Consider the following 14,921-nt stretch of genomic DNA (forward strand, 5'->3'; position numbering starts at 1 on the left):
CCCCCGCCCAGCACCGTAGCGGGCAGAGTGGGTGTCGTGTCAGGGCCCACCGCCGCCGAGGCTGCCGCGAACAACGCCGCCTGGTGCGACCTCGTCGTCCGCGCGACCGGTGCGCCGACGACGACACACCCCGGGTTCTGGTCGACGCCGCGACGCTCCCCGGAGGCGTATCCGGACGCCGTCACGCTGCGGCCGGGGGTCGTCGCCGCCGAGGTCCTCGCCGCGATCGACGACTCCCCCGGCGCATCGGTGAAGGACTCGTTCGCCGACCTGGACCTGTCGCCGCACGGCTACGCGGTGCTGTTCGAGGCGCAGTGGCTGACCCGGGCCGCCCGGTCGCCGATGACCCCGGCGCTGCCGTGGCGGACGGTCGACGCCGCGACGATCCCGCAGTGGCGCGCCGCGCACGGGTCGGCCGCGATCACGCCTGCTGTGCTCGACGACCCCGCCGTCCGGCTGCTGCTGGCGGCGGACGCCGACGGCCCGATCGCCGTCGCGGCGCTGAACCGGTCCGGTGACAGTCCCGTCGTCGGCGTCTCGAACGTGCGGGCGCTGCGGATCGAGCCGGAGGTCGTGTGGACCGAGCTCACGATGGTCGCCGGCCGCGAGCTCGGCCCGCTGCCGCTGGTCGGCTACGAGTCCGGGCCGGACGTCGTCCCGCCGGTCAGCGCGGGCTTCGAGCAGGTCGGCCGGCTGCGCGTCTGGCTGCGGTGACGCTCACCGTTCCCAGAGCGCCCGCTCCGCCATCGCGCCCAGCCTCGCGGCGACGGCCTCCTCGCCCAGGCCACGGCCCGTGTAGAGCTGGTCGAACGTCTCGAAGCTGCTGACCACCCAGAGGATGTCGGTCGCCTCCTCCACCGTGACGTCGGACCGCAGGCGCCCCTCCTCCGCGAGCCGCTCGGCCAGCCGGCGCTGCCCCTCGGCGCGCCCGCGCTCGACCACCTCGAACGCACGGCGCACCGCCTCGGGCTCGAGCGACCACATCGAGTAGATGGTCCGCGAGACGTCCCGCTCGGCCGCGTAGACCGCAGCGGCGGCGACGAGCGACTGCCGGACGGCGTCTCGGGCGTCGGGCAACGCCACGGCGTCGACGATCCGCTGGAACCCCGTCCGTTCGAGCAGGTCCTGGCCGAGCGCCTCGAAGAGCCCCGCCTTCGAGCCGAACACGAGGTAGACCGTCGACCTCGCCACGCCCGCCTCCTGCGCGACCCGCTCGATGCTGAGCGCCTCGCTCGGGGCAGCGCGCAGCCGGTCGCGCATCGCGTCCAGGATCCGCCGACGGGTCTCGTCGGCCGCCACGGCCCGCGCCTGCTGGGTGTACTTCCGCGTCGTCACGACGAACATCCTACTTTCACTTGACATCAAGTCCGACAAAAGACACTCTGTCTTGTGAAAGACATCATGTCCGATGAAACATCCCACAGGAAGAGCACGACCATGCCACTCACCACCACCCCGACCGTCGTCGTCGTCGGCGCCGGTCCCGCCGGACTCACCGCCGCGATCGCGCTCGCCCGCCACGGCGTCCGCACGCTCGTCGTCGAACGGCGGACCGCGCTGTCCCCGTTCCCCCGAGCCACCGGCATCAACCTGCGCACCATGGAGCTGATGCGGGCCTGGGGCCTCGAGGACGCGGTGCGCGCGGGCGCGATCGACGTCAGCGAGACGGGCTGGATCGGCCGCTCGCTCGCCTCGACCGACGGCGTCGAGATGTCGATGGGCTTCCCGTCCACCGAGATCGCGGCATCGCTCAGCCCGACGACGACCGCCATCGCACCGCAGGACCACCTCGAGCCCGTGCTGCTGGAGCACCTGCTCTCGCTCCCCGGCACCGAGGTCCGGCTGGGCACGGATCTGGTCGCGCTCGACCAGGACGACGGCGGCGTCACGGTGACGCTGCGCCGTGACGGTGAGACGCTGACCGTGCGCGCCCAGTACGTGGTCGGCGCAGACGGCGCCCACAGCGCGGTCCGCCGCTGCACCGGCATCGCGATGGAGGGCCCCGGCGACCTCGGCGCATACCTGGCCGTGCTGTTCCGGGGGCCGGTCGCGGACGTCGTCGGCGAGCGACGGCACGGGCTCTACATGGTGGTCCGGCCGGGTCCGCCGTGGGTGTTCCTGCCGACCGACCGCGTCGACCGCTGGGTCTTCTCGATGACCTGGGACCCGACGACCGAGACGCGCGACGACTACCCGCGCGAGCGGCTCGTCGAGCTCATCCGCGCCGGAGCGGGCGCACCGGACCTCGACCCCGAGATCGTGTGGACCGGCGACTTCACGTTCACGGCGCAGATCGCGTCGCACTACCGGCAGGGTCGGGCGTTCCTCGTCGGCGATGCCGCGCACCGCATGACGCCGCGCGGCGCGGCCGGCATGAACACGGCGATCCACGACGGGTACGACCTCGGCTGGAAGCTCGGCTGGGTGCTGCGCGGCTGGGCGCACGAGTCGCTGCTCGACAGCTACGAGGCCGAGCGTCGGCCCGTCGGTCTGCGCAACATGCAGCGCTCGGCCGTGGCCGCCGACCAGCGCGACGTCTCCGAGGACTACCTCGACGACCTGGTCGACCGGATCCCGCACGCGTGGCTGCCGGACGGTCGGACGTCGACGCTCGACCTCCTGGGCGACGGGCTCACGGTCCTGGCCGGACCGGACGCTCGCGTGGTCCAGGGGTCTGCGCACGGCGTCCCCGTGGACGTCCGTCGCGTCGACGTGTCCGTGGCGAAGGCGCTGCGCCTCGGCGACGACGGTGCCGTCGTCGTGCGGCCGGACGGGCGCCCGGTCGCCCGCTGGACGGCGTCGTCGAACGCGTCGTTCCCGTCGGCTGCCGTGTGTGCGGCGCTGCGCGGGTCGGCGCCGGCGGCGGCTGCGTAGGTGCCTACGGCTCGATCGTGAACCGGGTCAGCCCTTCCGGGTTCTCGATCGTGACGTCGACGCCGGACACCCCGGCCCCGCCCGGGCCGGAGCGGCACCACGACTCGAGGGCGTCGACGGCCTCGTCGGCGCCCTCGAGGACGGCCTCCACGGTCCCGTCCGAGCGGTTGCGCACCCAGCCCTGCACCCCGAGCCGCCGTGCCTCGCGGGACAGCGACCACCGATAGCCGACGCCCTGCACGAACCCGTGGACGACGACGCGGTGGCGGATCATCGCGCCGCCTCCGCGGTGCCGGGCTCCGCCGGGCCGCCCGCGTTGCCGTACTCCGCCGGCCCGAAGACGACCAGCACGTGCAGGTCCTCCGCGATGTCGACGAACCGGTGAGCCTCGAGCGCGGGCACGAACGCGACCGCACCGGGGCCCACGTCGACGGTCAGGTCCGGAGTCCACAGCCGCGCCCGCCCCCGAAGGACGACGTAGATCTCGTCCTCCGTGTGCGGCTGCTGACCGTCGACGTCGCCGACGCGCAGCACGTAGGTGCCGACGCTCAGCGCGGGGACGCGGAGATGCTCGGTGTACGAGGTCCCGCCGGGCAGGCCGGCGTCCTGGAGGAGATGCACCTCGCCAGTCTGCCCCCGGGTGCCAGCGTCAACACGTGGTTGACGCGTCGTTGGTCGTCAACCTAGGGTTGACGCATGACGACGACTCGCCTCCAGAACCCCGTCCGTCTCGACGACCTCATCCAGGCCATCACCACCACCCAGCCGACGGTCCTCGACCAGCTCTCGACCGCCGTGCTCACGGCGCAGTCGCTCGACGACATCGCCGACCACCTCATCGGCCACTTCGTCGACCAGGCCCGCCGGTCCGGCGCGTCGTGGACCGAGATCGGCGCCAGCATGGGCGTGACCAAGCAGGCCGCCCAGAAGCGGTTCGTGCCCAAGGACCCCGGGAGACCCGCCGAGCCCTCCGCGTCGCAGGGTTTCGCCCGCTACACCGACGCCGCGCGCAGCGTCGTCGTCGCGGCGCAGAACGAGGCGCACGCCGCCGGCAACGCCGAGATCACGCCGGCGCACCTGACACTTGGACTGCTCGCGGCGCCGGACGACGTCGCCGCGCGCGCGGTCGCCGCCCAGGTCACGTCGCTCTCCGACGCCCGCGCCACGCTCACCGCCGCCCTCGCGCCGGCTGTCTCCCCCGTGCCCGCCCTCATCCCGTTCGACGCCGGCGCCAAGAAGGCGCTCGAGCTGACGTTCCGCGAGGCCGTGCGGCTCGACGACCAAAGCGTCGACACCGGGCACGTCCTGCTCGCCCTCCTGGAGGCCGACGACGGGACCGGGCCGGTTGCCGCCCTCGGGCTCGACAAGGCAGCCGTCGAGGCGTTCCTGCTGTCTGCGCGGCCCGAGCTCGACGCCACGAAGTAGCTGACGGATCGCGTTCTGGTACGCGTCGGTCCGCGTCAGCGGGGAAGATGCTCGGGTGACCTCCACGAGCGTGACCTCTGCCGACCGCGCCGACGCCGCTCGGCGTTTTCGTACCGCCCTGTTCGTCGACTTCGACAACGTGTACATCGGCCTGCAGCGCCTCGACCCCGTGGCCGCTGAGGCGTTCGCGACGAACCCGGCGCACTGGCTCGGCGAGCTCGAGACCGGCAGCGACTCCGAGGGCGACTTCACCCGTCGCTTCCTCATCCGCGCCTGCTACCTCAACCCGTCGCGGTTCTCGCAGTTCCGCCCCAACTTCACGCGTGCCGGGTTCCAGGTGGTCGACTGCCCGTCGCTGACCCAGCAGGGTAAGAGCAGCGCCGACATCAACCTCGTCCTCGACGCCGTCGACGCCCTTGCCGCGTCGACCCACTACGAGGAGTTCGTCATCGTGTCCGCCGACGCGGACTTCACTCCCCTCGCCCTGCGCTGCCGCGCCGCCGACCGGCGCGTCACGATCATCACCGCCAGCCCCGCCGCGAGCGCCTACCGTTCCGTGGCCGATGCGGTCGTCACGGCCGACGAGCTGGCCGACCTGGTCACGCAGACGGCGTCGACCCTCGCCGTCGACAGCTCAGTCACCGAGGCGCCGGTCGCGACCGAGGCACCGGCTGTCAGCGTCGCACCGGCCACCGCGGCGCCCGCGCGCTCGAAGAAGGCGACCGTCGTCGAGACGCCGCCGGCCAGCACTCCCGCCCGCAAGGCCGTCCTCCAGCGCGTCCGGACCGCCGACCGGCCCGTTCCGCTCGGCACGATCGCCCAGCTGGCGCAGAAGACCGAACCCTCGCTGCCGGAGACCCGGTGGGCGGGCGCCGGGGGCTTCCTGCCGTGGCTGGCCAAGAACGTGCCCGAGGTCGGCGTCTCGTCCCGACCGCCGGGCTTCGTCTGGGATGCCAACCGCTTCGGCGAAGCCGACCTGCCCGGTGCGGTCACGGACACGTCCTCGAGTGCTCTGCAACGTCAGGTCGTCGCGGTGACCGACACCCCGGGCCTGAGCCAGTCGAACTACCGCGTGCTGCTGACCGCGCTGGCCGCCGACCTCGCGGCGCACCCGTTCGACCGCGCCGAGACGTCGAGGCGCGTCCGAGACGCCTGCCGCAAGGCGGGCGCCCAGGTCGGCCGGTCCACCGTCAACTTCGTCATCGGCGGCATCAGCTTTGCCGGCCTCGAGCTCACGCCGACGACGGGTGCGGGCGACCTTGCGCTGGCGTGGACGGAGAACGTGGTCGGGCTCTGCCGCGGCGCCCGCATGCAGCTCAGCCCGGGCGACGTGGCCGCCATCGGCTCGTGGGTCGGTGGCGGGCTGCTGGAGGACTGACTCACCGGTCGTAGTCGAACCGCAGCCGCATCCGGTCGCCGCGGAACACGATCGAGGAGTACTCGAACGGCCGCGACAGGGCGTCGAAGATCACGTCCTGCAGCTGCAGGGCGGGCTCGCCGCGCCGCATCCCGAGGTGCTTGGCGTCGGCCGTGCTCACCGCGACCGCCTCGAGGTCCTCGCGGACGTGCTTCATCGGCAATCCGTAGTGCTGCTCCAGCACCACGCACAGCTGGTTGGCGACGACGTCGTGCCCGTCGAGCCCGGGCGCCAGCCGGGCCGGCACGTACGAGCGGTGCAGGCTGATGGGCTCCCCCTGGACCGAGCGGACCCGCACGATCACGTAGGTCTCGTCGGCCTCGCCCAGCGCGAGCCGCTCGCGCACGCCCTGCGACGGAGCCTCGAGCGCGAGCGAGACCAGCCGGGTCGACGTCTCGTACCCGAGGCCCTCGAGCTGCTCGCGGACCCCACGGTAGGCGGGCGAGGTCGCGTTGATCTTGGGCGTCGCGACGTACGTGCCCTTGCCCGGGACGCGGACCAGCAGGCCGTCGCCGACGAGCTTGGTGAGGACGCCGCGGACCGTCATCCGGCTCAGGCCGAACATCCGGTTGAGCTCGTTCTCCGACGGGATCCGCTGCCCGGGAGCCCACTCGCCGCTGGCGATCCGCGCGTGCAGGATCGTCTCGAGCTGCGCATAGAGCGGCACGGCCGACTCCCGCTCCAGGACCTCCGTCATGAGCACAGGGTTCCACGGATCCTGGGCGGGCATGAGTAGACCTGTCTAGACTGCGGGGAGATCGGGACGATGCGGTCCTGGTCGATCGGGAGCGCGCTCGTCCCACGAGGACGGGGTGCACCCGGTCACGCAGGGCCGCTCGCCGGGAGGGCTGAGCATGATCTCGTCGACGCTGACGATGACGCGGACCGCTCGCGAGCACGGCTACGCCGTCCCCGCCGTCAACATCCTCGACGACCTGAGCCTGCGCGCCGTGATCGCCGCCGCCGTGGCCGCGAGCTCGCCGATGATCATCCAGATCTCCGTCAAGACCGTCCGCTCGATCGGCACCGACCTGGTCACGACCATGTTCCGGTCCGCGGCCGCCGACGTCCCCGTGCCCGTCGCCCTGCACCTGGACCACTGCCCCGACCGGGCCGTCATCTCGGACGTCGTCCGCGCGGGCTGGTCATCGGTGCTCTTCGACGCCTCGAACCGGGACCTCGCCACCGCCGAGCGCGAGACCGCCGAGGTGGTCGCCGAGGCGCACGTCGCCGGGGTCGACGTCGAGTCCGAGCTCGAGAACATCATCGGCGTCGAGGACGGCATCGGCTCCGACGTCTCCCTGCACTCCTACGACGTCGAGACGCTGGCCGCGGTGGCCGAGCGCACGGGCGTCGACCTGCTGGCACCCCAGCTGGGCACCGCGCATGGCGAGTACAAGGCCCAGCCGGTGCTGCTGCCCGAGCGCGTGCGCGAGCTGGCCGCCCTGACGGACCGCCCGATCGTCCTGCACGGCGGGACCGGCCTGTCCGCCGACGACTTCGCGACGTTCATCAGCGCCGGCGTCTCGAAGATCAACATCTCGACCGGGGTCAAGGTCGCGTACATGCGCTCGGCCGAGAAGCACCTGGCCGAGGCGCGCGCCCGGGACAAGTGGGACCCACCCTCGATGTTCCGCGACATCTCCGCCGCGGTGCAGGCCGCGATCGCGGTACACATCGAGGAGTTCGGCGCCGCGGGCAGGGCCGCCCGATGAACGCGGGGAGCACCGCATGAGCCCGACGCTGATCTTCGACTGCGACGGCGTGCTCGCCGACACCGAGCGCGACGGCCACCTGCCCGCGTTCAACCGAACGTTCGCGGACGCCGGGCTGCCGATCCACTGGAGCGAGGAGGAGTACGGGCAGCTCCTCGCGATCGGGGGCGGCAAGGAGCGGCTCGCGACGGTGTTCACGCCGGTCTTCGTCGAGACCGCGCACCTGCCCGTCGACTCCGACGAGCAGCGCGACCTGATCGCCCGCTGGCACAAGGCCAAGACCGCGCACTACACGGCGATGGTCGCCGACGGCGTCATGCCGGGACGGCCGGGGATCGCGCGCATCGTGGCCGACGCGTCGGCCGCGGGCTGGCGGCTCGCGGTCGCGTCGACGTCGGCCGAAGCCTCGGTGCGCGCCGTCCTCGAGCACGCGGTCGGCGAGGACCTGGCCGCGCAGTTCGCGGTGTTCGCCGGTGACGTCGTCCCCAAGAAGAAGCCGGCGCCCGACATCTACCTGCTGGCGCTGCGCGAGCTCGGGGTCGGGCCGGAGCAGGTCGTCGTCGTCGAGGACAGCGCCAACGGCCTGCGGGCCGCGCTGGGCGCCGGGCTGCGGACCGTCGTCACGGTGAGCAGCTACACCGCCGACGAGGACTTCACCGGCGCATCGCTCGTCGTGAGCTCGCTCGGCGACGTCCCGGACAGTCCCGCCACCGTCCTCGCCGACCCGCACGGCCTCGACATCCAGGGCCAGGTCGAGCTGTCCCACGTCGAGCGCCTCCTGCAGACGCCATAGACCCCGAACCCGCCGATCCCGAGAGAGAGCGAAGCGCCGTGTCCGATGCCCGCGTCGAGTCCGTCGTCCGCACCATCGCCCAGACCTGCGTCGAGAACGAGAAGTACTTCGGCGACCTCGACTCCGTCGTCGGAGACGGGGACTTCGGGTTCTCGCTGGCTCGCGGCTTCGAGAACGTGGAGACCCAGTGGGACACGTTCGACCGCAGCGACACGGGCACGTTCCTGCAGAAGGTCGCCCTCGTGATGACGGGCCGGATCGGAGGCACGTCGGGACCGATCTGGGGCACCGCGTTCCTCCGGGCAGCCGGGCAGGTCAAGGGCAAGCAGGAGATCACGGGCGACGACGTGGTCGCGATGCTGCGGGCCGCCATCGAGGGCATCAAGGCGCGCGGCGGCGCCGACCTGGGCGAGAAGACGCTCCTCGACGCCCTCGCGCCGATGACCGACACGATCGAGAAGGAGCTCGCCGCGGGCTCGTCGGCACCGGACATCGCGCGCGCGGCCGCCGTGTCCGCACGCGACGCGGCCGAGGCGACCAAGCCGATGCAGGCCCGTCGCGGCCGGGCGTCCTACACGGGCGAGCGCAGCATCGGGTCGGTCGACCCGGGCGCGGTCGCGGTCGCGGTGCTGGCGGAGCGGATCGCCGACACCTGGTGACACACGTCCGCGTCCGGGGGCGGCGCGGCGGCAGGTCAGAAGAACACGACGATGTGGAGGAATGACTGATGAAGAAGTTCGTCAACGACCCGAAGAACTTCGTCCCCGAGATGCTCAAGGGCATCGCCCTGGCCAACCCCGACACCCTGCGCTACATCCCCGAGTACAACCTGATCATGCGGGCCGACGCCCCGAGCCACGACAAGGTGTCGATCATCCAGGGGTCCGGGTCCGGCCACGAGCCGGCGCACGTGATGGTCGTCGGCAAGKGCATGCTCGACGGGGCGTGTCCCGGTGACGTGTTCGCCGCGCCGCCCATGGAGTACGTGCTGGAGACAGCGAAGCTGCTGGCCTCGGACAAGGGCGTCCTGCTGCTGGTCAACAACTACACCGGCGACAAGATGGCGTTCGAGATGGCCGCCGAGCTGGCGGAGGCCGAGGGTCTCAACGTGAAGACGCTGTTCATCAACGACGACGTCGCGGTCAAGGACTCGACGTGGACGGTGGGCCGGCGAGGTGTCGCGGGGAACTTCTTCGTGATGAAGGCCGTGGGAGCGGCGTCGGAGGCGGGTGCTTCGCTCGAGGAGCTCGTGCGGATCGGCGAGAAGGTCAACTCCGTCACGCGGACCATGGGCATCGCGCTGACGCCGTGCACGCCGCCGGCCAAGGGATCCCCGCTCTTCGAGCTCGCCGACGACGAGATGGAGGTCGGGGTCGGCATCCACGGCGAGCCCGGTCGTCGCCGCGCCAAGCTGGTGAGTGCCGACGAGATCGTCGACGAGCTGCTCGGCGCGGTCGTGCCCGACCTGCCGTACTCCTCGGGCGACGAGGTCGCGCTGATGATCAACGGCCTGGGCGGCACCCCGATCAGCGAGCTGTACCTGCTGTACGGGCTGGCGCACGAGAAGCTCGCCGCGCAGGGCATCGCCGTCGGACGCAGCTATGTGGGCGAGTACTGCACGTCGCTCGACATGGCCGGTGCCTCGCTCACGCTGGTGAAGCTCGACGACGAGATCAAGCAGCTCCTGCTGGCACCCGCGGAGATCGCCAACCGCGTCTTCTGACCCAGCCGATCACCCGGCCGCCACGCGCGACGGCACCCCCCTGTACAACCGCCGCGCGTGGTTCCGGTGAGCCGGCTCCCGTGGCTCGACGACGCCAACCTCCGGAATCTTCCTTACCGGTATACCTTGTGCTCGAGCGACCGGATTGTCATGCTTCCCGGGACGGCTCACGCCCGTCGCTCGCGAACGGTCATCCGACAACGACGTAGGAGACTCCGTGTCCAGACCCCTGCCCCGCACCCGCTCGATGCTGCTCGCTGCCGCCAGTGTGGTAGCGCTCTCACTCGCCGTCGCGGCCCCCGCCGCGGCTCACGACGGCCGCGGCCACCACGCGCCGCCGCCGGCCACGCGGCTCTTCACTCCCCCGCCGGACACCGGCGCCGTCCAACAGATCAAGCAGCTGGTCAAGACGCGCCAGTGGGCCGATGCCGCGGCGCTGACCACGATGGCCGCCACCCCGCAGGCCGTCTGGTTCACCTCCGGGACGCCCAAGGAAGTCAAGAAGGCCGTCCAGAAGACCATGCTCCAGGCCCGGATCACGCACTCGATCCCCGTGCTGGTCGCGTACGACCTCCCGTTCCGCGACTGCGCCCAGTACTCCGCGGGCGGCGCGGCGGACACCGCGTCCTACCTGGCATGGATCGACGCGTTCGCCGCCGGCGTCGGCGACGGCGAGGCGATCGTGCTGCTCGAGCCCGACGGCCTCGGGATCATTCCCTGGTACACGCCGATCGCCAAGGACGAGCCCGAGTGGTGCCGGCCCGCCGAGCTGAACTCGGCCACCGCGGCGTCCGACCGCTTCACGCAGGTCAACGGCGCGGTCGACCGGCTCACCGCCCTGCCGAACACCTCCGTCTACCTCGACGGCACGCACTCCGGCTGGCTGGGCGTCGGCGACATCTCCGACCGCCTGCACAAGGCCGGCGTCGAGAAGGCCGACGGGTTCTTCCTCAACGTGTCCAACTACGAGACGTCCGAGCGCCAGGTCAAGTTCGCCTCGTGGATCTCGCAGTGCCTCTGGTACGGGACGAACACCGCCGAGGGCGGGTGGCGCGTCGGCCACTTCGACTACTGCGCGTCGCAGTACTACCCGGCCGATCCGGCCGACTTCAGCACCTGGACGAAGACCGACGACTGGTACACCAAGGAGGTCACCAACGCGGCGGGCGCACCGAGCGGCCCGGACGTCCTGAAGCACGGCGTCATCGACACGAGCCGCAACGGGCAGGGTCCGTGGACCGCACCCGCCGACCACCCCGCCGGTGACCCCCAGGTCTGGTGCAACCCGCCAGAGCGCGGGCTCGGCCTGAAGCCGACGCTCACCACCGGCAGCCCCTACGTCGACGCCTACCTGTGGGTGAAGATTCCGGGCGAGTCCGACGGCGAGTGCACCCGGTGGGGCCCGGCCGGTGGCATCGACCCCGTCCGCGGCTACGCCGACCCCGCCGCGGGCGACTGGTTCCCGGAGATGGCGCTGGAGCTCGTGCACAACGCGAACCCCGGGCTCTGACCGCGGCCAGACGCTGACGGTCGTCGGTGGGCCGCAGAGGTGCCCACCGACGACCGTCTTACTCCGCTCGGTATCCGTCACCCGACCACGCCATGACGAGCACGCACACGTCGTCGCGTTCGTCGCCCGCGTGCGCGAGCAGGTCGGTGACCAGCGACGACACCGAGCCGGTCGGTTCCCTCAGGGCGGTGCCGGCTTCCGCGAGGGCGTCGAGGCCCTCGCGCAGGGAACGGTTGCGGCGCTCGATCAGGCCGTCCGTGTAGAGCACGAGGAGGTCGCCCGGGAGCAGGGTGGCCTCGGCCTCGACCCGATCGGCGCCGATCCCCAGCGGTGTGGACCGCCCCGCCCAGAGGAACTCGTGCGCGCCCGCGGCCGTCAGCCGGAGCGGCGGGAGGTGGCCCGCGCAGGCGTACCGGACGCGGCCGGTGTCCAGCTCGATCTCCGCGTACGCGAGGGTGGCCATGAAGCCGACGGCGGCCTGCTCGACGAACCGGTCGAGGCGCCCGAGCAGCGCCGCAGGCCCCACGCCCGGTTCGGCGACCGCGCGGACCGCGCTGCGCAGCTGACCCATGGCGGTGGCGGCGTGGAGCCCACGCCCGACGACATCACCGACGACGACCGCGAGCCGGTCGTCGTCGAGCAGGAAGGCGTCGTACCAGTCGCCGCCGACCTCCAGAGCCTGCACCCCCGGCCGGTACTCCGTGGACACGACGAAGCGGCCGTCCGTCGGCAGGTTGGAGGTGAGCAGCGCGAGCTGCAGCTCGTGCGCGACGGACGCCTTTTGCGCCGCGTCCGTGTCGGCGGCGGTCCGCGCCGCGAGCAGCTCGCGCTCGTAGCGGGACCGCTCCACGGCCCGGGACAACGCGACGTCCACCACGCGTTCGCCGCTGTCGGTCGCCCACGCGCGCGCCGACATCAGGACCGGCATCCGTCCGTCGGGTCCCCGCAGCTCGACCGCGACCTCGTCGATCCGCCCCTGCATGTGCAGGAGCGGGGACAGGTGGGTCTCCCAGTAGATCCGGCCGCCGACCGAGAGCAGCTCGCTCAGCCGCGCGGCGCCCACGAGGGTCCCGGGCTCGCGACCGACCCACTCGAGGAACATCCGGTTGGCGTCGACGACCTTCCCGTCGGCGTCGAGCCGCAGCAGCGCGACCGGCGCGACGTCCCAGGCGTGGCTACGCCCGGACGGGGGCATGGGCCAGGTAGGCGGTGATGGCGTCGACCACCTGGTCGGGCGCGCTCAGGTTGGGACAGTGCCCGACGGCGTCGAGGAGCACGAGCTCGCTCCCCGGGAGATGCTCGTGCACGTACCGACCGACCTCGGGCGGCGCGATGGCGTCCTCACGGCACTGCAGGACGAGCGCCGGCGTGGTCACGGCGGTCAGGTCGTCGCGGTTGTCGGACAGGAACGTGGTCCGCGCGAACCGCTTCGCGATCGCCGGGTCGGTCCGGCAGAACGAGTTGGTCAGCTCCTCACCCAGCTCGGGCCGGTCGGCGTTGCCCATGATGACCGGCGCGATGAACGCCGACCAGCCCAGGTAGTTGTCGTCCATCGTCTCCAGCAGCTCATCGATCTCCACGGCGCTGAACCCACCTCGGTACCCGTCGTCGTCGACGTAGCGGGGGCTCGGGCCGACGAGCACAAGCCGGTCGAAGAGGTCAGGACGCCTCGTCGACGCGAGGGCACCGATCATCGCGCTGACCGAGTGCCCGACGAACACCGCCGGCCCAAGATCGAGCTCGTCGAGCAGCTCGACGACGTCGTCCGCATAGCCGTCGAGCGAGCCGTACCGCTCCGGGTCGTAAGCCTCCAGGTCCGACCCGCCCGCGCCCACGTGGTCGAACAGGACCACCCGGTGCGTCGATTCGAACGCGGGCGCGACGAACCGCCACATGCTCTGGTCGCACCCGAACCCGTGCGCGAACACCATGGCCGGCGCGCCCGGCACGCCTGCGAGCACGACGTTGTTCCTGGTGAGCACGCTCATGTGTCGAGAGTAGGCCGCTCGAGAGTTCCCATCCGACGCGAACGACTCTGGGGAACCATTCCACGCAGCCGGGGTTTCGATCAGAACGGCGGGTCGCCCCAATCACGCGGCGGGGGCGGTGCGGAGGACGGGCGCAGGTGCTCGAAAGACGACGCCGCGGCCAGGACCGGCTGCGGATGTCGGGCGTAGGTCAGGCCCAGCGGACTGGTCCAGGTGGAGACGCCAGTGGCTCGGTCGTAGGTGACCTTCCAGCGGCCCTCGGTCTTGGCCCGGTGGTGATGGCGGCACAGGCAGTGGAGGTTCGCCTCGCACGTCTGCCCCTCGCCCGACCGGTTGTGGTCGTACGGCTCGCGGTGGTCGAGATCGCACCGCACCGCGGGCTGCCGGCATCCGGGGAAGGTGCAGGTCTGGTCCCGCGCCTGCACCAGCCGGGTCAGGTCGGCGCCCGGTCGGTAGGTGACGGACCCGACCTCGGACACCTGGCCCGCCGGGTCGGTCAGCACCCGACGCCACGTGCCGTCCTGTGCGAGCTCACGCGCCATCGATGCGGGGATCGGACCGAACGACCCGAGGTGGCCCGGAGAGTCGTCCAGCCCGAGAAGGGTGGTGGCCGCGACAGTGAGCTGCACGGCGACGCGCTGACCGCCGCGCGTGGGCAGCGGCTGACCGTCGGGCGTCGTCTGCCGTTCGAGGATGCCCACGAAGATGTCCGCAAACGCGTCCGCGCGCCGCTGGTCCGCGGTGCGCTCGTCTCCGTCGACCCGCGTGGTGCCGGCGAGCGCGTCCACGGTCGTGAACACCGCCAGCGCCTGGTCGGCGGGCAGGCACGCCCCGACCCAGGCCATCGCGTCGCGCACGGGAGTCAGCTCCACGCGTCGGTCCGCGCGCTCCTTGGCGGCCCGACGCTCGGCCGCCGCGGCGTCCGCGCCGAGCACGGCTGCCCGGACGTGCCGTGCGAGCTGGGGTGCCGTCATCTCGCCGGCCGCGGCGACGGCGTCCGCCACCACACCGGCGGCGGACGCACGGTCAGCCACCGCGACCTCGTCGAGGATGACGTCGATCTTCCGAGCTCCGATCAGGCCGGCGGACCAGGCGTCGGACAGCGACGGGTGTTCAGCCGCCAGCTCCGCACGAACGACCAACCGCTCGGCAGCCGGGCGGGTGCACACCAGGGCGCTMGCCAGCTCGTCACCGGCGACGCGCAGGGTGAACGGACCGCTCCGGAGGGCAAGCTCGCGCACCAACGACGCTTGCTCGGCCTGCGCCGCCGCGATGGTCTGCTCCCAGCCGATGATCGCGTTGACCAGGTGCGCACCAGGCAGGTCGGCCGGCTCGACCTGCTCGAGGATCCCCGCCAACGTCGACACCGAGAGCCGCGGCTCGACAATCGGGAACGCCGGCAGCATCGGCACGCCGTCGCTGCCCTGGCGGCCGTGAGCGAACGGGCTCAGGACGGCGAACGTGAACTCCGGCAAC

16 protein-coding genes are annotated in these 14,921 nt (G+C 72.1%); 9 read left to right on the forward strand and 7 right to left on the reverse strand.

Features of this window, described 5'->3' with window-relative positions; translation table 11 throughout:
• Positions 1–36: 36 nt before the first annotated feature.
• The gene (locus tag AC1DYZ_RS11140; RefSeq protein ID WP_477065252.1) at positions 37–714 is read left to right on the forward strand and encodes a hypothetical protein; all 678 of its coding nucleotides are present in this window, start codon (positions 37–39) and stop codon (positions 712–714) included.
• Between the two features lie 3 nt (positions 715–717).
• Here the strand turns inward: AC1DYZ_RS11140 and AC1DYZ_RS11145 are convergent, their stop codons facing one another.
• Positions 718–1,335, reverse strand: a complete 618-nt coding sequence (locus AC1DYZ_RS11145; protein ID WP_477065253.1) for a TetR/AcrR family transcriptional regulator — start codon at positions 1,333–1,335, stop codon at positions 718–720.
• A gap of 102 nt (positions 1,336–1,437) precedes the next feature.
• Here AC1DYZ_RS11145 and AC1DYZ_RS11150 point away from each other — a divergent pair, with 102 nt between their 5' ends.
• Positions 1,438–2,874, forward strand: a complete 1,437-nt coding sequence (locus AC1DYZ_RS11150) for an FAD-dependent monooxygenase (protein ID WP_477065254.1) — start codon at positions 1,438–1,440, stop codon at positions 2,872–2,874.
• 4 nt (positions 2,875–2,878) lie between these two features.
• Here the strand turns inward: AC1DYZ_RS11150 and AC1DYZ_RS11155 are convergent, their stop codons facing one another.
• Together AC1DYZ_RS11155 and AC1DYZ_RS11160 are read right to left on the reverse strand one after the other, a co-directional pair.
• The gene (locus AC1DYZ_RS11155; protein WP_477065255.1) at positions 2,879–3,148 is read right to left on the reverse strand and encodes an acylphosphatase; all 270 of its coding nucleotides are present in this window, start codon (positions 3,146–3,148) and stop codon (positions 2,879–2,881) included.
• Complete coding sequence (locus tag AC1DYZ_RS11160) at positions 3,145–3,495, reverse strand: cupin domain-containing protein (protein WP_477065256.1); 351 nt, start codon at positions 3,493–3,495, stop codon at positions 3,145–3,147. Before AC1DYZ_RS11160 ends, AC1DYZ_RS11155 begins: the two co-directional genes overlap by 4 nt.
• Before the next feature lie 75 nt (positions 3,496–3,570).
• Here AC1DYZ_RS11160 and AC1DYZ_RS11165 point away from each other — a divergent pair, with 75 nt between their 5' ends.
• Both AC1DYZ_RS11165 and AC1DYZ_RS11170 read left to right on the forward strand, forming a co-directional pair.
• Positions 3,571–4,299: a Clp protease N-terminal domain-containing protein gene (locus tag AC1DYZ_RS11165; protein WP_477065257.1), complete on the forward strand. Its 729-nt coding sequence runs from the start codon at positions 3,571–3,573 to the stop codon at positions 4,297–4,299.
• Between the two features lie 55 nt (positions 4,300–4,354).
• Positions 4,355–5,677: an NYN domain-containing protein gene (locus tag AC1DYZ_RS11170; RefSeq protein ID WP_477065258.1), complete on the forward strand. Its 1,323-nt coding sequence runs from the start codon at positions 4,355–4,357 to the stop codon at positions 5,675–5,677.
• A gap of 1 nt (position 5,678) precedes the next feature.
• Here the strand turns inward: AC1DYZ_RS11170 and AC1DYZ_RS11175 are convergent, their stop codons facing one another.
• Positions 5,679–6,413, reverse strand: coding sequence for a GntR family transcriptional regulator (locus tag AC1DYZ_RS11175; protein WP_477065259.1), 735 nt, complete (start codon positions 6,411–6,413; stop codon positions 5,679–5,681).
• A gap of 157 nt (positions 6,414–6,570) precedes the next feature.
• On the opposite strand from AC1DYZ_RS11175, the gene AC1DYZ_RS11180 reads away from it, so the two are divergent.
• From AC1DYZ_RS11180 to AC1DYZ_RS11200, 5 genes are all read left to right on the forward strand, one after another.
• Entirely contained in the window at positions 6,571–7,431 is an 861-nt protein-coding gene (locus tag AC1DYZ_RS11180; RefSeq protein ID WP_477065260.1) for a class II fructose-bisphosphate aldolase, read from the forward strand.
• Positions 7,432–7,447: 16 nt separating this feature from the next.
• The gene (locus AC1DYZ_RS11185; RefSeq protein ID WP_477065261.1) at positions 7,448–8,224 is read left to right on the forward strand and encodes an HAD-IA family hydrolase; all 777 of its coding nucleotides are present in this window, start codon (positions 7,448–7,450) and stop codon (positions 8,222–8,224) included.
• Positions 8,225–8,262: 38 nt separating this feature from the next.
• Positions 8,263–8,883 carry a dihydroxyacetone kinase subunit DhaL gene (gene dhaL, locus AC1DYZ_RS11190; protein WP_477065262.1) on the forward strand — a complete coding sequence of 207 codons (621 nt, stop codon included), beginning with the start codon at positions 8,263–8,265 and terminating at the stop codon, positions 8,881–8,883.
• Positions 8,884–8,951: 68 nt separating this feature from the next.
• Positions 8,952–9,947 (forward strand): dihydroxyacetone kinase subunit DhaK, encoded by a 996-nt coding sequence (gene dhaK, locus AC1DYZ_RS11195; protein ID WP_477065263.1) that lies wholly within the window; start codon positions 8,952–8,954, stop codon positions 9,945–9,947.
• A gap of 217 nt (positions 9,948–10,164) precedes the next feature.
• Positions 10,165–11,457, forward strand: coding sequence for a glycoside hydrolase family 6 protein (locus AC1DYZ_RS11200; protein WP_477065264.1), 1,293 nt, complete (start codon positions 10,165–10,167; stop codon positions 11,455–11,457).
• A 58-nt stretch (positions 11,458–11,515) separates the two neighbouring features.
• On the opposite strand, the gene AC1DYZ_RS11205 is transcribed toward AC1DYZ_RS11200, so the two are convergent.
• The 3 genes from AC1DYZ_RS11205 to AC1DYZ_RS11215 all read right to left on the reverse strand — a co-directional run bounded on the left by AC1DYZ_RS11205 (position 11,516) and on the right by AC1DYZ_RS11215 (position 14,920).
• Complete coding sequence (locus AC1DYZ_RS11205; RefSeq protein WP_477065265.1) at positions 11,516–12,652, reverse strand: PP2C family protein-serine/threonine phosphatase; 1,137 nt, start codon at positions 12,650–12,652, stop codon at positions 11,516–11,518.
• Positions 12,633–13,445, reverse strand: a complete 813-nt coding sequence (locus tag AC1DYZ_RS11210) for an alpha/beta fold hydrolase (RefSeq protein WP_477065266.1) — start codon at positions 13,443–13,445, stop codon at positions 12,633–12,635. Before AC1DYZ_RS11210 ends, AC1DYZ_RS11205 begins: the two co-directional genes overlap by 20 nt.
• An 80-nt stretch (positions 13,446–13,525) precedes the next feature.
• Positions 13,526–14,920 carry an HNH endonuclease signature motif containing protein gene (locus tag AC1DYZ_RS11215; RefSeq protein ID WP_477065267.1) on the reverse strand — a complete coding sequence of 465 codons (1,395 nt, stop codon included), beginning with the start codon at positions 14,918–14,920 and terminating at the stop codon, positions 13,526–13,528.
• Between the last annotated feature and the right edge of the window lies 1 nt (position 14,921).

Source organism: Cellulomonas sp. P1_C4 (assembly GCF_056406355.1).